Source organism: Cellulomonas sp. Marseille-Q8402 (assembly GCF_965119525.1).
Genome location: NZ_CBCPLX010000001.1, coordinates 2,137,705 through 2,158,223 on the forward strand (window position 1 = coordinate 2,137,705; position 20,519 = coordinate 2,158,223).

16 protein-coding genes are annotated in these 20,519 nt (G+C 74.8%); 3 read left to right on the top strand and 13 right to left on the bottom strand.

What is annotated here, in order from left to right:
• Positions 1 to 11 precede the first annotated feature (11 nt).
• From ACWPWW_RS09850 to ACWPWW_RS09865, 4 genes are read right to left on the bottom strand one after another with little or no spacing between them, the layout of a single operon-like run.
• Entirely contained in the window at positions 12 to 665 is a 654-nt protein-coding gene (locus tag ACWPWW_RS09850; RefSeq protein WP_454050129.1) for a GTP-binding protein, read from the bottom strand.
• Positions 646 to 1,020: a DUF742 domain-containing protein gene (locus tag ACWPWW_RS09855; RefSeq protein WP_454050130.1), complete on the bottom strand. Its 375-nt coding sequence runs from the start codon at positions 1,018 to 1,020 to the stop codon at positions 646 to 648. Before ACWPWW_RS09855 ends, ACWPWW_RS09850 begins: the two co-directional genes overlap by 20 nt.
• Before the next feature lie 9 nt (positions 1,021 to 1,029).
• Positions 1,030 to 1,479, bottom strand: coding sequence for a roadblock/LC7 domain-containing protein (locus tag ACWPWW_RS09860; protein ID WP_454050131.1), 450 nt, complete (start codon positions 1,477 to 1,479; stop codon positions 1,030 to 1,032).
• A gap of 49 nt (positions 1,480 to 1,528) precedes the next feature.
• Positions 1,529 to 5,827 (bottom strand): nitrate- and nitrite sensing domain-containing protein, encoded by a 4,299-nt coding sequence (locus ACWPWW_RS09865; protein ID WP_454050132.1) that lies wholly within the window; start codon positions 5,825 to 5,827, stop codon positions 1,529 to 1,531.
• Between the two features lie 198 nt (positions 5,828 to 6,025).
• Between ACWPWW_RS09865 and ACWPWW_RS09870 the strand changes: the two genes are divergently transcribed.
• A complete protein-coding gene (locus ACWPWW_RS09870; RefSeq protein WP_454050133.1) occupies positions 6,026 to 7,009 on the top strand; it encodes an NAD(P)H-quinone oxidoreductase in 984 nt (327 codons plus the stop codon).
• Between the two features lie 41 nt (positions 7,010 to 7,050).
• Complete coding sequence (locus ACWPWW_RS09875; RefSeq protein WP_454050134.1) at positions 7,051 to 7,590, top strand: bacterial proteasome activator family protein; 540 nt, start codon at positions 7,051 to 7,053, stop codon at positions 7,588 to 7,590.
• A 64-nt stretch (positions 7,591 to 7,654) separates the two neighbouring features.
• Here ACWPWW_RS09875 and ACWPWW_RS09880 read toward each other — a convergent pair whose 3' ends face one another.
• The 8 genes from ACWPWW_RS09880 to serS form a co-directional block, all read right to left on the bottom strand.
• Positions 7,655 to 10,330: a cellulase family glycosylhydrolase gene (locus tag ACWPWW_RS09880; protein ID WP_454050135.1), complete on the bottom strand. Its 2,676-nt coding sequence runs from the start codon at positions 10,328 to 10,330 to the stop codon at positions 7,655 to 7,657.
• A gap of 108 nt (positions 10,331 to 10,438) precedes the next feature.
• Complete coding sequence (locus tag ACWPWW_RS09885; protein WP_454050431.1) at positions 10,439 to 11,293, bottom strand: EamA family transporter; 855 nt, start codon at positions 11,291 to 11,293, stop codon at positions 10,439 to 10,441.
• 141 nt (positions 11,294 to 11,434) lie between these two features.
• Positions 11,435 to 12,406, bottom strand: coding sequence for a carbohydrate ABC transporter permease (locus tag ACWPWW_RS09890; protein WP_454050136.1), 972 nt, complete (start codon positions 12,404 to 12,406; stop codon positions 11,435 to 11,437).
• Entirely contained in the window at positions 12,403 to 13,392 is a 990-nt protein-coding gene (locus ACWPWW_RS09895) for a carbohydrate ABC transporter permease (RefSeq protein WP_454050137.1), read from the bottom strand. The genes ACWPWW_RS09890 and ACWPWW_RS09895 overlap by 4 nt, the downstream gene beginning before the upstream one ends.
• A gap of 107 nt (positions 13,393 to 13,499) precedes the next feature.
• On the bottom strand, positions 13,500 to 14,888 hold the full coding sequence (locus ACWPWW_RS09900) for an ABC transporter substrate-binding protein (protein WP_454050138.1): 1,389 nt from the start codon (positions 14,886 to 14,888) through the stop codon (positions 13,500 to 13,502).
• 74 nt (positions 14,889 to 14,962) lie between these two features.
• Entirely contained in the window at positions 14,963 to 16,015 is a 1,053-nt protein-coding gene (locus ACWPWW_RS09905; protein WP_454050139.1) for a LacI family DNA-binding transcriptional regulator, read from the bottom strand.
• 119 nt (positions 16,016 to 16,134) lie between these two features.
• Positions 16,135 to 16,956, bottom strand: a complete 822-nt coding sequence (locus ACWPWW_RS09910) for an HAD family hydrolase (RefSeq protein ID WP_454050140.1) — start codon at positions 16,954 to 16,956, stop codon at positions 16,135 to 16,137.
• Positions 16,953 to 18,257 (bottom strand): serine--tRNA ligase, encoded by a 1,305-nt coding sequence (serS, locus tag ACWPWW_RS09915; protein WP_454050141.1) that lies wholly within the window; start codon positions 18,255 to 18,257, stop codon positions 16,953 to 16,955. Before serS ends, ACWPWW_RS09910 begins: the two co-directional genes overlap by 4 nt.
• Positions 18,258 to 18,363: 106 nt before the next feature.
• On the opposite strand from serS, the gene ACWPWW_RS09920 reads away from it, so the two are divergent.
• Positions 18,364 to 19,539, top strand: a complete 1,176-nt coding sequence (locus tag ACWPWW_RS09920; RefSeq protein WP_454050142.1) for a diacylglycerol/lipid kinase family protein — start codon at positions 18,364 to 18,366, stop codon at positions 19,537 to 19,539.
• Position 19,540: 1 nt separating this feature from the next.
• Here ACWPWW_RS09920 and pheA read toward each other — a convergent pair whose 3' ends face one another.
• Positions 19,541 to 20,488 carry a prephenate dehydratase gene (gene pheA / locus ACWPWW_RS09925; RefSeq protein WP_454050143.1) on the bottom strand — a complete coding sequence of 316 codons (948 nt, stop codon included), beginning with the start codon at positions 20,486 to 20,488 and terminating at the stop codon, positions 19,541 to 19,543.
• Between the last annotated feature and the right edge of the window lie 31 nt (positions 20,489 to 20,519).

Sequence of the window (20,519 nt, forward strand, 5' to 3'; positions counted from 1 at the left end):
GGCCGACGAGGTCACGCGTTGCGGAGCCGCTCCATGGCGAGCTGCACCAGCGAGATCAGCGTCTGCTTGGTGGCCGTCCGCGAGCGGGCGTCCGTGTAGAGCACCGGGACGTGCGCCGGGATGGCGAGCGCCTCGCGCACGTCCTCCAGGCGGTGCTTGGCCACGCCGTCGAAGCAGTTGACGCCGACGACGAACGGGATCCCGCGCGACTCGAAGTAGTCGACGGCGGGGAAGCACTGGTCCAGGCGGTCCGTGTCGACCAGGACGACCGCACCGATCGCACCGCGCACCAGGTCGTCCCACATGAACAGGAACCGGTCCTGGCCCGGGGTGCCGAACAGGTACAGCCACAGGGAGCCCGGCAGCGCGATGCGGCCGAAGTCCATGGCGACCGTCGTCGACGTCTTGCGCTCGGACTGGCCGCCCGCGTCGTCGACCCCGACCGAGTGCTCGGTCATCGCGGCCTCGGTGTTCAGGGGCTCGATGTCGGAGATCGACCCGATGAACGTGGTCTTGCCGACGGCGAACCCGCCGGCGACGACGATCTTGACGACGGTGGGCGCGGCGCCGAGCTCGCCCGAGTCGCCCGAGGGACGGGCGGTGGGCACGGCGTGCTGACCCGTGGTGGTCGCGCCGGCCACGGCGTCAGAGGGCGGAAATGCCATTGAGAACACTCTCCAGGACGCTCAGGGACAGGGCGGGCGACTCACCGGTGGTGCTGTCGACCGGGGCGGACGTGTGGACGCGCACGAACCCGGCGTCGGCCAGGTCGGACACGACGACGCGCGTGACGCCCAGGGGCAGGTGCAGCAGCGCCGACAGCTCCGCGACGGAGATGTAGCCGTGCGACGCGTGCTGCAGGATCGCCCGCTTCTCGGGCGTGAGCCCCTGGCTCGAGACGCCGGCGGGCAGCATCTCGACCAGTGCCTCGAGGGGGTAGTCGGACCGCTCGGACCGCACCCGGCCACCCGTGAGGGCGTACGGACGCACGGTCCTGGTCTCGAACTCGCTCTCGCTCATCGGCTTACCTCACACGCTGGGAGCGCGCACGGCGCCGTCGATGGGCAGGCTGCCCCGCATCTCGCTGATCAGCTGCGGGGTGAGCGTGGCCTCGGTCCGCGAGACGAGCATCGCCATCTCGTAGCCGATCAGGCCGACGTCGCAGGTGGCGTCCGCCACGACCGCGAGCACGGACCCGTTGGACACGCTCATGAGGAAGAGGAACAGGTTGTCCATCTCCACGATGGCCTGGCGCACGTCGCCGGCGCGCAGCTGGCGCGCCGCCCCGCGGGTCAGGCTCGACATGCCCGCGACGATCGCCGCGAGCTGGTCGCCGCTGGTGCGGTCGAGCTGCTCGGACATCGCCATGAGCAGACCGTCGGCCGACACCACCAGCGTGTGCCGGGTGCCGGGCACGGTCCGGACGAAGTTGTCCAGGAGCCAGCCGAAGTTGGCTGCCTCGGTGCTGAGGGTGGTCACACATCCTCCTGACGTGATGCAGGCGCTGCTGCGGCTGCGGGGACGGGTGTCACCATGACGGCGACGGCGGGACGGGCTGGTGGTCGGACTCGCTGCGGGACGGCTCCGGCTGGTCGCCGGTCTGCCCCTGGTCGGGCTCGCCGTGGGCGCGACGCCCCCGGCGGGTCCCGGACTGGAAGCTCGACAGCCGGTCGCGCAGGCCGTCGGCGTCACGCGCCGTGGTCTGCCCGGGGTCGGGCTGCGAGATCTCGGGTGCCGCCGGGATGGCGGTCGGCACGCGGCGGGTCAGCGAGCCGCCGGCGGGCACGTCGACCTGCGGCCGGTACGCGGACAGCTGGCTCAGCTCGCTCAACGCCTGCTCCTGGATGTCGGCTCGCAGGGCGAGCATCGCCGCGGCCTCCGACCCCATGGAGCCGGGCCGCTGACCGGGCTCGGCCGCCGGCTGCGCGGGCTGCGCCGAGGTGGCCGGCTGGGCCGACCACGACGGTGCGGGCGTCGGCTGCGGGACGGTGCCGCCGTCCGGCGACCAGGACGACGCCCACGCGCTGATGTCGCGGTGCGGACGACGGTCGGCCGCGGGGGCCGCGCCGGGCTCCGGCACGGGCGGCGGGATCTCGCCACGGGTGCGGGTCGGGAGCGGGTTGCCGGCGGGCGGAGCCGTCGGCGCCGAGGCCCAGGCGGGCTGCTCGGAAGCCGAGGCGACGGCGGGCTCCGTGAGCGCAGCGGGCGCCGGCGACCACACGGGCTCGGCCGGAGCCGCGGACCACGCGGGCGCGGTGGGCTGCGCCGGGACCGGACCGGCGGGCGGCGCGGAGAACGGCTGCGGCGCGCCGTGGCCGGGGTAGGCCCCGGCCGCTGCCGGTGCCGCCGGCGAGCCCCAGCCGGGCGCGTCGGTGGCCTGCTGCGACGTGCCCCACTCGCTCGCGGGGGCGGCCGACCAGGTCGGCTCGGCGGGGGCCACCGGGCTCACCGGCTCGGTGGACGGCGCCCACGCGGCCGACGGGTTCCAGACCTGGCTCGCGGCGGGCGCGATCGGGACCTGCGGCGCGGGGGCCTCGACCGGCGCCGCCGGCACGGCCGGGACCGGCGCACCCGCCGGGGAGGACGTGGCGGGCCAGGCCGGCTGCGCCGGGGACGCCGTCGGCGCAGCGGCCTGCTGCTCGGCGGGCGCGGTGTCGGCGGCCTTGCGGCGGAAGGAGAAGAACGAGCGCTTCTGCCGGGTGCGCCGGGCGGGCTCGGGCTGCTCGTCGCCCTGCAGCAGGGTCGCGAAGTCGGGGAGGGCCGGGGCGGGCTGCTGGGCGACGGGCGACGGCTGCGCGAACGGAGCCGGCGGGGCGAACGCAGCCGGCGGCGCGGCCGGTGCCGCCTGCGGCGCGAAGGCCGCGGGCTCGGCGACGGGCGCCGGCAGCGGCGCCAGCGGGGCGCCGAGCTGCTGCGTGTCGTCCGCGCGCCCGATCGGGGCGCCGCGCGTGGGCAGCGCCGGCTGGGCGGGCTGGGCGAGGTCCGCGACCGGCATGGCCTCGGCCGACCACGCGGCGGGGGCCTCCGCGGCTGCGGCCGGCGCCCAGAGCGGCTCGGGCTGAGCCTCGGCCTCGGCCACGGCGGGCCGGGACTCGGGCTCGGCGGCGGGTGCGGGCTGGCCCCAGGCGCTCCAGGCGTGCTGGTCGGCGGGCTCGTCCGGGACGAGACCGGGCACCACGAGGGTGGCGGGCTCGGCCTCGGGCGTCGCCTCCGGCTCCGGCTCGGCCTCGGCGACCGGCGCGGTCTCCTCCGCGACCGGCGCGGTCTCCTCCGCGACCGGCACGGCCGGGCGGACGACCGGCAGGCCGGCGGTCAGCGGCGCGGACAGCGCGTCGAGGTGGGCGTGGTCCTCGGCCGTGATCTCCGGCTCGTGGTCGAGCGGGCCGGCGAGCGAGGCCGTCGCCTCGACGGCGGGCGCCTCCTGGTGGACCGGCGCGGCCTCGGGCTCGACGGCGGGCGCGTCGTCGGCGACCGGCTGGTCGTCGGCTGCCTGCACGACGGCGTCCCGGCCGCGGAAGCTGGAGAACAGGCCGCCGCGCGGGCCGTCCGGCAGGGCCGGGACGGGCGCCGGGTCCTCGGCGGGCGGTGCCGGGGTGCGGCTGGGCAGGCCGCCGCGGGTGGGCAGCGAGCCGCGGGACGGCAGCGACGCCGGGGCGTCGGGGGCGGGCGCGACCATCGGCGTCCACCCGGAGGCCTCGGCGGCGATCTCGGGCGACAGCGTGGTCTCGGTCGGTGCGGGCAGGACGACGTCCTGCTCGGTCGGCAGCTCCGAGCGCGCGGCGGGCGCCGCCGGGGCGTCGGCGGTGCGACGGCGCGGCAGGCCGGTCCCCGTGGCGCCGTCGGTGAGGGCGGCCAGGTCGACCGGCACCGCGACGGGCGCCTCGACCTCGGGCAGTGCGCCGGTGGTGGGCGCGGCGGACCGCTGGGGCGCACCGTGGCCGCCGGCGAGCGCCGGGTCGTTGGCCGTGAACAGGCCGACGGGGAACCGGACGACGGCGGCGGTGCCGGACACCTCGCCGACCGCGCGCTCGAGCACGACCTGGGCGCCGAGGCGCTGGGCCAGGCGCGCCACCACGAAGAGGCCGAGGCGCTGGGCGCCGAGGGCCTCGGTGGGCGACGTCGAGGCGATGGTGGAGTTCGCGGCGGTGATCTCGTCGGGCGACATGCCGAGGCCCTGGTCGACCACGCGGACCACGACGTGGTCGCCGTCGACGTCGGTGTGCACGATGACGGGCGTCCCGGGCTCGGAGAACAGCGTCGCGTTCTCGAGCAGCTCGGCCAGCAGGTGCGCCGCGGCCAGGGCGTTGAAGCCGTGCATGAGCGGGTCGGCGCGCAGCTCGAGCTGGACGCGGTCGTACTGCTCGATCTCGGAGGAGGCGGTGCGCACCACGTCGGACAGCGGCATGGCCTCGCGCAGGCGGCGGCCGGAGTCGATGCCGGCGAGCACCAGCAGGGACTCCGCGTTGCGGCGCATACGGGTGGCGAGGTGGTCCAGGCGGAACAGGTTCGCCAGCGTCGCCGGGTCCTCCTCGGCGCGCTCCAGGGAGTCGATGAACGCCAGCTGGCGGCCGAGCAGCACCTGGTCGCGGCGGGCGACGTTCACGAACATCTCGGCGATGGAGCCGCGGAGGGCGGCCTGCTCGCGCGCCACCTGGATGGTGGTGGCGTTGACGTCGTTGAACGCCTGGGCCAGGCGGCCGACCTCGTCCTGCGACTCGACGGGGATGTCGGCGAGCGTGAGGTCGGGGCTCTCACCCGGGACCGCCACCTGCTCGACCAGGCGGGGCAGCTCCTCGCGGACCGTGCCGGCGGCCGCGGTGAGGCGGCGCATCGGGACGACGATCCCGCGGGCGACGATGAACGCGATCACGATCGACAGCGCGGCGGCGGCCAGGGTGCTGCCCGCCGTGATGAAGGCCTGCTCCTGCGCCTGGGTCGCGATGACGTCCGCGCGCTCCGAGGCGGAGGTGAGCAGGTCGGTGGCCACCGGCCGGAGCGCGGCGAGCTCGGCGTTGACCAGGCCGTTCCACCGGGTCTGGTCGAGCGCGGAGACCGTCAGCTCGTTGCCGGACACCAGCGACAGCTGCATCGCCGTGAGGTCCGCGTCGCGCGACGGGAGCTGGATGCCGTCGACGCGCAGGTTGTTGGTGATCGTGCGGGCCTCGGAGCGGGCGTTGTCCTGCACCGCGAACAGCGACGCCAGCTCGCGGACCTCGGTGGCGTCGGTGCCGTCGGTCTCGAGGACCTCGACCGCGACCGGCTGCGAGCGCAGCACCTGCTCGATCGTGTCGGCGATCGCGCCGTAGCCGGACAGCCGGGAGGCCAGGGACCGCTCGGAGAGCGTCTCGGCGACGACGACGGGCACGTCGTTCTCGGCGGAGACGATGTCGGTGTAGTTGCTGTCGACCAGGGACCCGGGGATCGAGCCCGAGTCGATGCGGCCGCGGATGTCCGCGAGGCGCACCTGCTGGTTCCGCGAGTCGTCGACGGCCTGCGCGACGCGGGGATCCAGCGAGGACAGGCTCACGCCGTCCAGGGCCGCGTCCAGCGCGGCGACGGCCTGGTCGGTCGCGGCCCGCGACACCTCGAGGTTGCCGCTGCTGGGCTGGTCGTTCACGAGCTGCAGCGACAGGGTGCGCTCCTGCTGCAGCGCCTCGGCGGTGCGGGCGTACTGCGGCAGGACGTCGACGACGCTGCGGACGGTGGCGGCGGTGCGGGCCTCGCTCACCGACTGCGTGGTGATGTAGGCCGCGGTGAGCAGCAGGACGAGCACGGGCACAGCGAGGACCGCCAGCACCTTGGCGCGGATGCCGAGCCTGCGCAGCATGTCGACCTGCCTCCCGATCCCTCGTCGTCCAGCCCGGCTCGTTCGCACGTCCGGACCCGCGTGCCCGTCGAGGGCGCCCGTCCGAACCTCATCGGCGCCCCCGCGCCCCGACATGAGCGCAACGGACGGTTTCATCCACCCTGTCCTGCGAGGACACCTGCGAGGACACCCGCGGGACCCGGTGCGTAGGCTCGCACGATGCAGGTGGTCGCGGTCAAGACAGCGGGTGGTCCGGAGCAGCTCCGGGTGGTCGACCGCCCGGATCCCGAACCGGGTCCGGGCGAGGTGCTGGTGCGGGTGGCGGCCGCGGGCGTGAACCGCGCGGACCTGCTCCAGCGGGAGGGCCGGTACCCGCCGCCGCCGGGCGCGCCGGAGTGGCCCGGCCTGGAGATCTCGGGCGTCGTCGCAGGTCACGGGCCCGGCGCGGACGCCGTGGCGTGGCCGGTCGGGGCCCGCGTCGCGGCCCTGCTGCCGGGCGGCGGCTACGCCACGGCGGCGACCGTGCCGACCGGGTTGCTGCTGCCCGTGCCGGACGAGGTCGACCTGGTGGACGCGGCCGGTCTGCCGGAGGCGCTGCTCACAGCGTGGACGAACGTCGTCGACGCCGGGCGGCTGGCCGCGGGCGAGGTGCTGCTGGTCCAGGGCGGTTCCGGCGGCGTCGGCTCGGTGGCGGTCCAGCTGGGCGCGGCGCTCGGCGCGCACGTCGTGGCGACAGCCGGCGGGGCGGAGCGGGCCGCGCGGTGCCGCGAGCTCGGTGCCCGCACGGTCGTCGACCACCGCACCGAGGACGTGGTCGCGGCCGTCCGCGCGGCGACCGGCGGCCACGGAGCGGACGTGGTGCTGGACGTGCTCGGCGCGGGCGGGCTCGCGACCAACCTGGAGGTGCTCGCCACCGGCGGCCGGCTCGTCGTGATCGGCACCCAGCGCGGGTCCCGGGGCGAGATCGACCTGGGCCTGCTCATGGCCCGGCGGGCCAGCGTCATCGGCACGACGCTGCGCGCCCGCCCGCTCGCGGAGAAGGAGCGGATCGTCGCCGACGTCCGGGCGCACGCGTGGCCGATGCTCACCGACGGCCGGCTGCGGCCCGTCGTGCACGCGCGGCTGCCGCTCGCCGACGCCGGTGACGCCCACCGCCTGCTGGACTCCGGCGAGGTGTTCGGCAAGGTCCTGCTCGTCCCCTGACCACCGCGGGCGGCTGGTGACGGCGGGCCCGACGCGAGAGGATGGCGCGCATGAGCGACCACACGCCCGGACCGCAGGACCCGCGCCTGGTGGTGGTCGGCGGCGACCCGGCCGGCAGCCAGGACGCCCCCGAGGACGGCGGGCCCGTCACCGTGGGTCAGCCGGCCAAGGTGATGCGCATCGGCACGATGATCAAGCAGCTGCTGGAGGAGGTGCGCAGCGCACCGCTCGACGAGGCGGCCCGCGCGCGCCTGGCCGAGGTGCACGAGCGCTCGCTGCACGAGCTGGAGGACGGGCTGTCCCCCGAGCTCATCGACGAGCTGCACCGCATCACGCTGCCGTTCGCCGACGAGCAGACCCCGAGCGACGCGGAGCTGCGGATCGCGCAGGCGCAGCTGGTCGGCTGGCTGGAGGGCCTGTTCCACGGCATCCAGACGGCGCTGGTGGCGCAGCAGATGGCGGCGCAGGCCCAGCTGACGCAGATGCGGCGTGCGCTGCCCGGGGGCCCGGGCGTGCCCGGTGCTGCCGCCGGCGGTCCGGGCGCCCCGGGGGCCGAGCCCGGGCCGGGGCAGTACCTCTAGCCGGACGACGGCTCAGCGCCCGGCCGACCGCGAGCGAGCGAGGACCGGCGTCGTCGCGTGCCGGTCACACCGGTGCGATCCCGAGCCGGTCGAGGTTCCAGCCCGAGCCGTCGACCTGCAGCCGGATCCGCTGGGAGCCGGCGCCGAGCCGCACGGTGGTGGTGACGTCCGTCCAGCTCTGCCAGCCGCCCGTGGCGGGGACGGAGACCGGCGAGCTCGACGCCGGCGAGACGACGCGGAGTGCGCCGGGCGAGCCACCCGGGCTCGCGACGCGCAGCGTCACCCGGTACGTCCCCGCCGCGGGGGCGACGACGTCGTACTGGACGAAGTCCCCGGGGTCGGTCCAGCCCAGGTTCACGCCGCCGCCCGTGCTCGGCTCCGACTGCAGGCCGCCCGCCTGCACGTAGCCCTCTGCCTCGATCGTGCTCGGCACGGTGGGGGTCGCCCGGGGCGCCGCGGCGGCTCGCAGGACGTCCTGCAACCGGGTGTTGGGGACGAAGCCGGAGGTGGCGAAGCGTGCCCACGTCGCGGCGATCGTCTCGGGCGTGTCGGCGGCGAGGTCGGGGACGGGGCCGGCGTTGTCCTGGAAGAGGCCCCAGTGGCCGCCGCCGCGCACCTTGTAGGTCCAGGTGCTCCACGCGGCGTGGATCCCGTTCAGCCCGGTCAGCCACCGGCTGTAGAGGTCGTCGAACTCCCCCATGTGGAACTCGCCCGCGTACACCGGGACCTGCCAGAGCGCGCGGTACTGCGAGAGCCGGGCCAGCTCGTCGTCGACGAACTGCTGCATCGCCGCGTGGTCGCCGGTCGCCGAGAACCGGTAGTGGTGGGTCTGGTACATCACGTTGGTCCAGCCGTAGCTGGACGGCGGCAGGGCGTTCTCCCACGTGTAGAAAGCGGCGACCACGACGACGTGGTCCGGGTCGACCGCCCGGACGGCGTCGTAGAGCCGGTCGTACAGGTCGAACTTCTGGCGGGTCTGCTCCGCGGACTCCCCCGCACCCATGGTGACGAGCGGCTCGTTGAGCAGGTCGTAGGCCGCGACGGTCGGGTTCCCGGCGTAGCGGGCGGCGATGCGCTGCCAGATGCGCACGGTCCGCTCCTGCTGGACGGCGTCGGACCACAGCGCGTTGGACCCGGCCTGCCCGCAGGAGTGCCACGGGCACGCGGCGCCCGGGGCCCCGTGCAGATCGAGGACGACGTAGATCCCCCGCTCGCCGGCCTCGGCGAGGAGCCAGTCCAGGCGTCGGAAGGCGTCCTGGTCCGGCCGCATCGTCCCGTCCGGTCGCATGAGGACCTGCCAGTCGACGGGGACGCGCACCATGTTCATGCCCACCCCGCGGATCACGTCCAGGTCGGACTCCTGGAGCCAGGCGTCCTGGTAACCGGCGACCAGCGAGTCGGCCACCGCGGTCCCGAAGCGCTCGGTGAGCACGCGGCGGGTGTTGTACTCGTCCGACACGTACGCGTGGAACTCGCTGATCGACCACCACCGCCGGGCCGGGTCGGCCTCCGTGATCGCGACCTGGACGTAGCGGGCCGTCTGGTAGTCGGTGTGCACGGTGCTCTTCTGCCCGGTGCCGCGGCCCCACCCGACGTCCCACCACGACCTGCCGTCGTGCGACGCCCGCACCACGAAGCCGGGCGGGACGTCGCCGGTGCTCGACCCCGCGTCGAAGGACACCTCGTCGAAGGTGCGCGCCGCCCCGAGGTCGACGGTGAAGGTCTGCCCGACGGTCTGCTCGCGACCGCTGGACCACCGGGTGGACGGGTCGCCGTCGAGTGCGCGTGCAGGCCAGTCTCCCGACCCGGTCGCGTCCGCCGACGCGGTCCAGCCGGTCCGCGCGAGGGGCGCTTCGCCGGCCGGTGACATCCAGCCCTCCTGGAGCAGCCACCCGCCGAGGTTGGTGCCCCGGAGGTCGACGACGTCCCCGGTGCCGCCGGCGTCGCGCAGCACCGTGCCCGACACCTTGAGCGACCGCCGGTCGGCGGTCGCCGGCGGCCCCGGCGAGGGGTCCGGTGCCGGCGCGGGACCGTCCAGGTAGATGTCGCAGTCGATGATGAAGAGCCCCCCGGTGGTCACGCCGAGCGATCCGGCGGGCGTCACGCCGGGCCCGGAGGCGTCGGCGACGGGGCCGACGACGAAGCCCTGCGGCACGGCCTCGACCCGCACCCGCTCGGCCCCTGCGGAGAGGACCACCTGGTCACCGTCCGGGCCGCTGAGCCTGACGTCGACCGCCGACGCGTGGCCGGCCCGCGGCGACGCGGACGCCCCGTCCGGGCAGGACGCCGGGTCGCAGGGGTCGCCCGGCTGCAGCACCTGCGTGACGGTGAGGTCGAGCAGCACGCCGGTGGCGCCCTCCGGGACGTCGGGGACCGGGACCGTCGCCGTCGTCCCCGGCTCGAGGACGTCCGGCACGGTCAACGGCACCGGAGCCACGGGCACGGCAGCAGCACCGGCACCAGCACCGGCACCGGACGGGGCGCCGCCTCCACCCGCCGGCACCTGGCCCGCCGGCACCTGGCCCGCCGGCACCTGGCCCGCCGGCGCCGTCTGCGCGTTCTCCGGAGCCGGGCCGGCTGCCGTCGGCCCACCGTCACCGGTCAGCACGAGGGTGGCGCTCAGGCCCGCGAGGACGACGGTGGCCGCCGTGGCGCGGGCTCGTGCGCCGGTCAGCCACGACCCCGGCGGAGTGGTCGGGGTGTCGCGGCGGGTGCGCGCGTGGACGAGCGGTCGGTGCACGGGGGGTCCTCCTGAGCGCGGTCGACGACGAGCCGACGGAGGACAGGTCGGCCGCTGCCCGCGCTACCTGAGCGGAACCGTGGGTGAGGAGGAGGTGATGCCGGGCCGCTACCGGTCCGCGGCGGGCGCGCGCCGGGTCGCGGTCAGCACGATCGCCACCGACACGCACGCGAGCCCGACGACCTCCCACCCGTGCGGCCACTGCCGCAGGGCGACCGCGCCGACGACCGCCGCGGTGGCGGGCAGCATCGCGAGCAGCACGGCGAACGTCGCCGCGGTGACCCGGCGCAGCACCACCTGCTCGATGGCGTAGGGCACGACCGAGGACAGCACCGCGATGCCCACCACCGCCGCCGCGAGGCCCGCGTCGTGCAGCACCGGCGCCGCCGGCCCGGCCAGGAACGGCGCGCCGACGACCGCACCCGCGGCCATGCCGACGGCCAGCGAGGTGATGCCGTCGGGTCCGCGGTCGCCGTCCGGGCGCGCGCTCTGCGCGACCCGGCGGCCGAGCAGGATGTAACCCGCCCAGCACGCCGCGGCGATGCCGATGGCCACCAGCCCGCGCACGGAGTCCTCGCCGCCGGTGCGCAGCTCGACGCCCGCGAGCGCCACCACCCCGGCCGCGGCGACGACGATGCCGAGCCGCTCCCGCCAGGTGCGTCCGGTGACGGCCGCCACGGCGACCGGGCCGAGGAACTCGATCGCCACGGCGGTGCCGAGCGGCAGGACGTCGATGGCGACGTAGAACGACACGTTCATCGCGGCGAGGACGACGCCGAACGCCACGGCCGCCACGAGCTCGGCCCGGGTCCACCGCACCCGCCACGGCCGGCGCCACGCGAGCAGCACGACGGCGGCGACGGCGATCCGCAGCCACGCCACCGTCGGCGACGCGATCACGGCGAACAGCGCCACCGCGAGCGCCGCACCGCCGTACTGGGCCAGGCCGGAGACGAGGAACAGCGCGGGGGCGGGGACACGGCCGAGCGGCGTCGCCGGCCCCGCGGCCCGCGTGCCGTCCTGGGCTTCCCGTGCAGTGCTCACCGGAGCGCACTCTACGGCCGCCCGCGCGGGACGGCCGTCGAGCGCGCTCCGGCGGACGGGTCAGCCCTTGACGGACCCCGCGAGGAGCCCGCGGACGAAGTACCGCTGCAGCGAGATGAACACGATCAGCGGCACGATCATCGAGATGAACGCCCCGGCGGTGAGCACGTGCCAGTCGCCGCCGCGGCTGCCCGCCATCTCGGCCACCGCCACCGTCAGGGGCCGGGACCCCGTGTTCGCGAACGTGAGGCCGACCAGCAGGTCGTTCCACACCCAGAGGAACTGGAAGATGCCGAACGCCGCGATCGCCGGGACGAGCAGCGGCAGGAGCACCTGGAAGAAGATCTTCACGTGCCCGGCGCCGTCGACGCGGGCCGCCTCGACCAGCGAGGCCGGGATGTCCTTCATGAAGTTGTGCAGCAGGAAGATCGCCAGCGGCAGCCCGAAGATCGAGTGGGACAGCCAGACGGTCCAGAACGACCCGGCGACGCCGGCCCGCACGTAGTCCGTCAGCAGCGGCACCAGCGCCACCTGGAGCGGCACGATCTGCAGCGCGAACACCGCGACGAACAGGAACGACCGGCCCTTGAAGTCGATCCACGCGAACGCGTACGCCGCGAGCAGCGCGATGGTGATCGGGATGATCACCGCGGGGATCGTGATGACGAACGAGTTGACGAAGAACGTCGACAGGTTCGCGCCCGAGCCGAAGAGCGCCTGGTCGTAGTTGTCGAGCGTGAACTCGGCCTCGCCCGTGAAGATCCCGCCGAAGACGGTCCACCAGCCGGAGCGGCGGATGTCGAGCTCGGGCCGGAACGAGGTGACGAGCAGGCCGACCGACGGGACGGTCCACAGGATCGCGATGACGATCGCGAGGAACGACGCCCAGGGCGACGAGAGCTTGCCCTTGGTGGCGACGGCGCGCTTCTCGAGGCGGCTGAGCCGGCGGGAGCCGCCGGCACCGGCGCCGGCGGCGGTGTCGTCGACCGCCTGCGGGATCGCGCCCGTCGGGGGCAGCGGTGTGGTGGTCATCGGATCTCCTCCGACTTGCGCAGCTGCCGGACGTTGTAGACGACGATCGGGATCACGAGGATGAAGAGGATCACCGCGAGCGCGGAGCTGAGCCCCTGGTTGTTCTGCCGGAACGCCTGCGTGTAGAACTCATTCGCGATCACCTGGGTGTCGAACTGCCCGCCCGTCATCGTGCGGACGATGTCGAACACCTTGAGCGTGCCGATGGCGATCGTGGTGAGCACGACCACGAGCGCCGGCCGGATCGACGGCACCGTGATGAACCGGAACATCTTCATCCCGTGCAGGCCGTCCAGGCGGGCCGCCTCGACGATGTCGTCGGGGATGGCCTTGATCGCCGCGGACAGCACGGTCATCGCGAACCCGGTCTGGATCCACACCATCACGACGATGAGGAACAGCGTGTTCATCGGCGCGTTGATGAGGAACTGCTGCGGCTCCAGCCCGACCCAGACGAGGAGCTGGTTGAGCAGGCCGGTCTGCTTCACGCCGGGCTGGTCCGGCTTGAACTCGTAGACGAACTTCCAGATGATCGACGCGCCGACCATCGAGATCGCCATCGGGATGAAGACCAGCGCCTTCGCCAGCCGCTCGAACCGCGTGCGGTCGACCAGCACCGCGTACACGAGGCCGATCAGGGTCGACCCGACCGGCACCAGGATCACCCAGATCGCCGTGTTGGCCAGGACGTTCTGGAACTGCCCCTCCGTGAGCGCGCGCTGGTAGTTGTCCACCCCGACGAACTCCGCGCCGCGGCGGTCGAAGAACGAGTTGTAGACGGTGATGAGCGCGGGGCGCACGAGCCCCCACGCGAGCAGCAGCAGGGCGGGGCCGGCGAACGCCGCCGCCACCACCCACCGGGGGATCCTCTTGGGTCGGTCGACCAGGAAGAGGATCGCCCCCATCACGACGACGAACAGGAGGATCGCCACGCCCATGAGCGCGAACTTCTCCCCCACCGTGTCGGCTTGCGTCAGCCAGTCCATGTGCCCTCCCGAGCCACGCCGGACCGCCCGGCCGGACGGGTGCTGCCCCGTCCGGCCGGGCGTGCCGGCCGCCGATCAGTCCGTACCGAGCCCGTCGACCCGGGCGCTCAGGACGCGGCCGGCCACGACTCCTCGATCTGGTCGGTGACCTCCTGCGTGGAGGACCCCGTCAGCCAGTTGACGATCCCGGTCCAGAACGTCCCGGCACCCACCTCGCCCGGCATCAGGTCGGACGCGTCGAACCGGATGACCGAGTTCGGGTCGGAGAGGATCTCGGCCGACAGCTTGTCGAAGTCGGTGGCGAGGTTCTCCGGGTCGAGCCCGTTGTTCGCGCTGACCCAGCCGCCCATCGGGGTCGTCTTGGCCTTGGTGTTGGCCCAGTCCGCGCTGGACAGGTACGTCTGGAACGCCTGCACCTCGGGACGGTCGTCGAACGCCGCCACGAACTCCGCGCCGCCCAGGACCGGCTTGATGTCGGTCTGGTTGGTCGGCAGGTAGAACGCGTAGACGTCGCCGTCCTCGGCGACCTCGGTGCCCTCCGGCCACTGCGTGGCGTAGAAGTTGGCCGCGCGGTGCATCCAGCAGGTGCCGTCGAGGATCGGGAAGCCCGCGTCCGTCCACGGCGTGGTGGCGATCGAGTCGACGCCGCCGAGGCCCGCGTTCACGAACTCGTCGTTCTTGAGCACCTCGCCCGCGGTGTCGAACGCGTCGACGATCTGCGGGTCGTTGAACGGGATCTCGTGGGTGTACCACTGGTCGTAGACCTCGGGGCCGGCGGTGCGGAGCACCACGTCCTCGATCCAGTCCGTGCCCGGCCAGCCGGTGGCGTCACCGGACTCGACGCCCGCGCACCACGGCATGGCGCCGTCGTCCACGATCTGCTGGGACAGGTCCATCATGTCGTCCCAGGTCTCGGGGACCTCGTAGCCGGCGTCCTCGAACATGCTCGGGGAGTACCAGACGAACGACTTCGCGTTGGCACCGAGCGGGGCGGCGTAGAACGTGCCGTCGACCGAGCCGTACTCCTTCCAGCCCTCGGTGAAGAACTCGTCGACGTTGGCCGACGTGGCCTCCGGTGCCGGGACGATGGCGTCCGGGAAGTCCTGGACGATCGTCTTCAGCAGGCCGGGCTGGGGCAGGTACGCGATGTCGGGGGCGTTGCCCGCCTGGATGCGGACGAGCAGCTGCGCCTCGAACTCGCGCGAGCCCTCGTACTCGACGGTGACGCCGGTGCACTCCTCGAACGGGTCGTAGGAGTCCTCCTGCGTCTGCTGCTCCGGCTCGACGATCGACGTGTAGATCGACACCGTCGTGCCCTCGAGGTCACCGAACTCCTCGTACGGGGCGCAGTCGATCTCGCCCGAGGCGCCGGTGTCGCCACCGGTGTCGGTGGCGTCGTCCCCGGAGTCTCCCCCGCCGGAACATGCCGCGAGCGCGAGCGCCAGCCCGAGCCCGCCGGCGATCGCGGCCGTGCCGCGACGACGAATCCTGGTCATGCGTGCCTCCACCTCGTCGTGGTTGCTCAATGGCCGGAGCGGTACGCCCCGGCGCGTGGACCCTATGCAAGCGTTTACATGCCGTGCGGCACAACCGATTCCGGCGTCGGAGTTGTCACGATTTGGTCACGTACGACTCCGGTGGACCCCCGGTCGACCAGCACCGTCGGGAAGATCACCTCCCGCGGCACCGGTGCGCCGGTGATCATCTCGAGCAGCATGGACGCCGCCGTGACCCCCTGGTCGTGCGCGCTCTGCGCCATCGTGGTCAGCCCCAGGTGCTCCCCCATGTCGTGCCCGTCGACCCCGACGACGGAGACGTCGCGCGGCACCCGGAGCCCCCGGTCCCGCACCGCGAGGATCGCGCCCATCGCCATCTCGTCCGACGCGGCGAACACCGCGGTGACGTCCGGCCGGCGGTCCAGGAGCGCGTGGGTCGACGCCCGGCCGCCCGCGACGTCGAAGTGCCCGTGCACCTCCAGCCCCGCGTCCGGCAGCCCGCGGGCCCGCAGCTCGGCCCGCCATCCCTCCGCGCGCCGGAGCGCCGGCGACCAGGGCAGCACGTCGTCCGGCTCGCCGCTGAGGTGCGCGATCGCCCGGTGCCCGAGGTCGGCGAGGTGCGCCACCGCCCGCCGCGCCGTCGCGACGTCGTCCAGGCCCACGGTCACGTGACCCGGCGCCCCGGCGCCGACGAACACCAGGGGGTACCCGAGGTCCTCCAGCGCCGCGACCTCGGACGGCTCCAGCGGCAGCCCGACGACCAGCACGCCGTCGACGCGCCGGCGCAGCACGTCCGGGTCGAGGCTCCGGCGGCGCACCTCGCGCGACACCTCGAACGTGTAGAGCAGGGCGTCGAAGTCCTCGACCCGCAGCGCGCGCTCCGCGCCCTCGATGACGTTGGCGAAGAACCAGTGCGCCACCCACGGCGTGATCAGGCCGATCGTCCGCGTCCGGCCCGAGGCGAGCGACGACGCCGAGGGCGAGGGGACGTAGCCGAGCTCGTCCGCGGCACGCTGCACGCGCTCGCGGGTCGCCGCCGTGACGTTCGGCAGGCCGCGCAGGGCGCGCGACACGGTCGCGGTGGACACCCCGGCCGCCCGGGCCACGTCGACGATGCCGTGCGCCATGGCGGGGATTGTGCTCCGCCGGAGCGGGCCGGGTCCACCCTCGGGCAAGGGCTTGCCCGCGTGGGAGCGCGACCGCGGCGCGCCGGTCGGCGTGTCGGGCCGCGGGAGCGTGCGGGCGGTCAGCCCGCGACGTGGCCGACGCTGCGGAGCACCGCGACCGCGCCGTCGTCGGCGATGGTGCCGGTCACCTCGTCGGCCGCCGCGAGCACGTGCTCCGGCGCGTGCCCCATCGCCACGCCGCGCGCGGCCCAGCGGAGCATCTCGACGTCGTTCCCGCCGTCGCCCACCGCGACCGTGGCGAACGGCTCGACGCCGAGCGCGCGCCGCAGCTCCTCGAGGGCGCTGGCCTTCGACACCCCGCCGGGCGTCAGGTCGAGCCAGGCGCTCCACCCGACGGCGTACGACACCTGGTGCAGGCCGACCCGCTCGACCAGCTCGTGGAACTCCTCGGGCGTGCTGCCCGGGTCGCGCACCACCACGCGGGTCGCGGGCTCGGCGACCAGCTCGTCGAACGGGAGCACCCGCTGCTCGCCGGTCAGCTCGTGGTCGGGGAACGGGCGCGAGACGCGGAACCCGAGCCCCAGGTCCTCGACGGCGAACAGCGCGTCGGGCAGCTCCAGCTGGAGCACCCGCAGCGCCGGCTCGGGGTCGAAGGTCGTCGTGCTCGTGACCTCGTAGCCGCCCTCGGCGGCCGGGTCGAGGCGCGCGGTGACGGCGCCGTTGGAGCACACCACCCAACCCTCGGTCAGCCCGAGGTCGAACGCCACCGGCACCGCGCTGCGGACGCCGCGGCCCGTCGCGAGGACCACGTGCGCCCCCGCGTCCCGGAGCGCGGCGACGGCCTCGCGCACCGCGGGCGACAGCACGCCGTCGTACGTCATCAGCGTGCCGTCGACGTCGAGGGCGACCAGCGTGCCGGCCGCGGTGCGCGGGTGGCTCATCGCGACGCGCCCCCGGCCCGCACGACCGGCTCGAGCACCTCGAGGCCGCCGAGGTAGGGCCGCAGCCCCTCGGGGACCCGGACCGAGCCGTCGGCCTGCTGGTGGTTCTCCAGGATCGCGACGATCCACCGCGTCGTCGCCAGCGTGCCGTTCAGCGTGGCGACCGGGCGCACCTCGCCGTCGGCGGTGCGCTCGCGGATGCCGAGCCGGCGGGCCTGGAACGTCGTGCAGTTGGACGTCGACGTGAGCTCCAGGTAGCGCTCCTGGCTGGGCAGCCACGCCTCGCAGTCGAACTTGCGGGCGGCGCTGGACCCGAGGTCGCCCGCCGCCGTGTCGATGACGCGGTACGGCAGGCCGGCCAGCGCCAGCATCTGCTCCTCCCAGCCGAGGATGCGGCGGTGCTCGTCCGCGGCGTCCTCGATGGTCGTGTACGAGAACGCCTCGACCTTGTGGAACTGGTGCACGCGGATGATGCCGCGGGTGTCCTTGCCGTACGACCCGGCCTCGCGCCGGTAGCAGGCCGACCAGCCCGCGTAGCGCCGCGGGCCCGCCGACAGGTCGATGATCTCGTTCGCGTGGTAGCCCGCCAGCGCGACCTCGCTGGTGCCGACCAGGTACAGGTCGTCGGCCTCCAGGCGGTAGATCTCGTCCGCGTGCGCGCCGAGGAACCCGGTGCCCGCCATGACCTCCGGCTTGACCAGGGTCGGCGTGATCACCGGCGTGAAGCCGGCCTGCAGCGCCAGGTCGACGGCCGCGTTCAGCAGCGCCAGCTCCAGCCGGGCGCCGACGCCGGTCAGGTAGTAGAACCGGGCGCCGGACACCTTCGCGCCGCGCTCCGTGTCGATCGCCTGCAGGCCCTCGCCGAGCTCCAGGTGGTCGCGGACGGCGAAGTCGGCGCCGTACTCGGCCGCGAAGTCGCGCGGGGTGCCCTCGTGCCGCAGCACGACGTAGTCGTCCTCGCCGCCAGCGGGCACGCCGTCCTCGACGACGTTGCCGATGCGGCGGGCCAGCTCCGTGGCGAGCGCCTCCGCCGCGTCGGCGTCGGCCTGCAGCGCCTTGACCTGCTCCGCGAGCTGCTTGCCCTGCGCGAGCAGCGCCTGCTTCTCCTCGCCCTGCGCGGACGCGACCTTCTTGCCGAGGGCCTTCTGCTCCGCGCGGAGCGTCTCGAAGTCCGTCAGGGCCGCGCGGCGGCGGGCGTCCGCGTCGAGCACCTGGTCCACCAGGCCCGGGTCGTCACCGCGCGTCACCTGGCTCGCCCGGACGACGTCGGGGTCCTGCCGCAGCTGCTTGAGATCGATCACCAGGCGAGCCTACCGACCGCCGCGCGCACGCCCCTGCAGCCGCGGCGGTCGACGGGTGAGGCCGGGGGCATGGGCAGCGGTGCGGGTTCGCCCGTAGATTCGTCACATGACGTGGGAGGGATGGCTGGCCGTCGCCGCCGCCGTGCTGTCGGTGGCCGCCCTCGTCGTCGGGATCGCCGCCTGGCGGGCGACCGCCGCCGAGCGGCAGGCGGGCCGGGCGGGGCGCATCCTGGGCACCGTCGCCGGGCCCGTGGACCCGGCGACCGCGACGTCGGCCGAGCCGGCGCCGCGCGGGCCGCTCGTCGCGTTCGTCGCGAACCCGACCAAGCCGGGCGTGCCCGACCTGCGCGTCGCCGTGCGGCGGGCCTGCGCCGAGCAGTACCTGCCCGAGCCGCTCTGGCTGGAGACGACCCTGGAGGACCCGGGCATCGGCCAGACCAAGGACGCGGTCGGCCGCGGCGCGGACATCGTCGTGGCGCTGGGCGGCGACGGCACCGTGCGCGCGGTCGCGGAGGCGCTGGTCGGCACGCGGGTGCCGATGGGCCTGGTCCCGGTCGGCACCGGCAACCTGCTGGCCCGCAACCTGGACATCCCGATCGGCGACCCGCTCGCGGCGCTGCAGATCGCGCTCGACGGCACGGACCGGACGATCGACGTGGGCTGGCTCCGGGTGCTGGCCTTCGAGTCCGACGTCGACGACGACATCGCCGAGGCGGCCGACGACCTGCCCGCCGACACCGACGTGCCGCGCGACCACATCTTCCTGGTCATCGCGGGCGTGGGCTTCGACGCGGCGATGGTCGCGGACGCCGACGACGACCTCAAGGCGCGGGTGGGCTGGATGGCCTACTTCGTCGCGGGCATCAAGCACCTGCACGGCCGCCGGCTGCGGGCGATGGTGCAGCTGGACGACCAGCCGGCGACCCCGGCCCGCGTGCGCAGCCTGCTGGTCGGCAACTGCGGCCGGCTCCCGGGCGGCATCACGCTGCTGCCGGACGCCGAGCTGGACGACGGCTGGCTCGACGTCGCGGCGATCGACACCCGCGGCGGCGTCGCCGGCTGGGCGCAGCTGCTGGGCGAGGTGGTGCTGCAGGGGGTCGGCGTCCGCAACCAGCTGCCCGCCAAGATCGGCCGGATCGACCACGCGCGGGCCCGCGAGGTGCACCTGACCGTGTCGGGCGGCGAGTACGTGCAGGTGGACGGCGACGTGATCGGCCAGGCGACGGAGCTGGCGGCGCGGGTCGACCCGGGCGCGCTGGTCGTGCGGGTCGCGCGGACCTGAGTCAGACGCTCGCGCCGCCGCGCACCGCGCGCAGCCAGTCCCGGGCGGTGCGGAAGTCGTCGTCGGCGGTGCCGATGTGCACGTCGGCGGCCTGGCCGTCGGCCCGGGGGTACGACCCGAGGTAGCGCACCTGCGGGCAGACGCGGTGCAGGCCCATGAACGCCTCGCCCATCCGCTCCTCGGCGATGTGCCCCTCGGCGTCGATGGAGAACGAGTACCGGCCGAGCGAGTCGCCGATGGGCCGCGACTCGATCCTCGACAGGTTGACCCCGCGCGCGGCGAACTGCTCGAGCATGGTCAGGAGGGCGCCGGCCTCGTTGCTGGGCAGGTGCACGACCAGCGTGGTCTTGTCGGCACCGGTCGGCGCCGGCACGTCCCCCGGCCGGCCGACGACGACGAACCGCGTGACGGCGTGCGGGTTGTCCGCGACGCCCTCGGCGAGCACGTGCAGGCCGTAGTGCGGGACCGCGGCCGGCGGGACGAGGGCGGCGTCGAACCCGAGGTCGTCCCCGGCGCCGGGCGACGCGAGCTGCGCGGCGGGGGCGGTGTTGGACGCGGCGGCCACGTGCACGCCGCCGGGCACGTGCTCCCCGAGCCAGCGGCGGCACTGCACCCAGGCGTGCGGGTGCGCGGCGATCCGCCGGACGTCCGCGAGCGCCACGCCGGGCCGGCCGACCAGGGTGAAGCCGACGGGCACGAGCACCTCGCGCTGCAGCACGAGCGCGCTGCCGACGGCGAGCGCGTCGAGGGTCGCGGTGACGCCGCCCTCGATGGTGCTCTCGATGGCGACGACCGCGTGGTCGGCGGTCCCGGAGCGCACCGACTCGATGGCGCTCACGACGTCGGCCTGGGGCAGGTACTCGGCGTCCTCGGGGCGCACCACCTGCCGGAGGGCCACCTCGGTGAACGTGCCCGCCGGACCGAGGTAGGCGTAGCGGGGACGCGACATCGGCGGGCTCCTCGTGCTGGGGCGGGTGGGC

What these genes read in the sequence shown, in the direction of transcription:
- ACWPWW_RS09895 (WP_454050137.1), bottom strand. Translation starts at nt 13,392, where the DNA reads ATGGACTGGCTGACGCAAGCCGACACGGTGGGGGAGAAGTTCGCGCTC.
- ACWPWW_RS09905 (WP_454050139.1), bottom strand. Translation starts at nt 16,015, where the DNA reads ATGGCGCACGGCATCGTCGACGTGGCCCGGGCGGCCGGGGTGTCCACC.
- ACWPWW_RS09865 (WP_454050132.1), bottom strand. Translation starts at nt 5,827, where the DNA reads ATGCTGCGCAGGCTCGGCATCCGCGCCAAGGTGCTGGCGGTCCTCGCT.
- ACWPWW_RS09910 (WP_454050140.1), bottom strand. Translation starts at nt 16,956, where the DNA reads ATGAGCCACCCGCGCACCGCGGCCGGCACGCTGGTCGCCCTCGACGTC.
- ACWPWW_RS09870 (WP_454050133.1), top strand. Translation starts at nt 6,026, where the DNA reads ATGCAGGTGGTCGCGGTCAAGACAGCGGGTGGTCCGGAGCAGCTCCGG.
- ACWPWW_RS09855 (WP_454050130.1), bottom strand. Translation starts at nt 1,020, where the DNA reads ATGAGCGAGAGCGAGTTCGAGACCAGGACCGTGCGTCCGTACGCCCTC.
- ACWPWW_RS09890 (WP_454050136.1), bottom strand. Translation starts at nt 12,406, where the DNA reads ATGACCACCACACCGCTGCCCCCGACGGGCGCGATCCCGCAGGCGGTC.
- ACWPWW_RS09850 (WP_454050129.1), bottom strand. Translation starts at nt 665, where the DNA reads ATGGCATTTCCGCCCTCTGACGCCGTGGCCGGCGCGACCACCACGGGT.
- pheA (WP_454050143.1), bottom strand. Translation starts at nt 20,488, where the DNA reads ATGTCGCGTCCCCGCTACGCCTACCTCGGTCCGGCGGGCACGTTCACC.
- ACWPWW_RS09920 (WP_454050142.1), top strand. Translation starts at nt 18,364, where the DNA reads ATGACGTGGGAGGGATGGCTGGCCGTCGCCGCCGCCGTGCTGTCGGTG.
- ACWPWW_RS09900 (WP_454050138.1), bottom strand. Translation starts at nt 14,888, where the DNA reads ATGACCAGGATTCGTCGTCGCGGCACGGCCGCGATCGCCGGCGGGCTC.
- ACWPWW_RS09875 (WP_454050134.1), top strand. Translation starts at nt 7,051, where the DNA reads ATGGCGCGCATGAGCGACCACACGCCCGGACCGCAGGACCCGCGCCTG.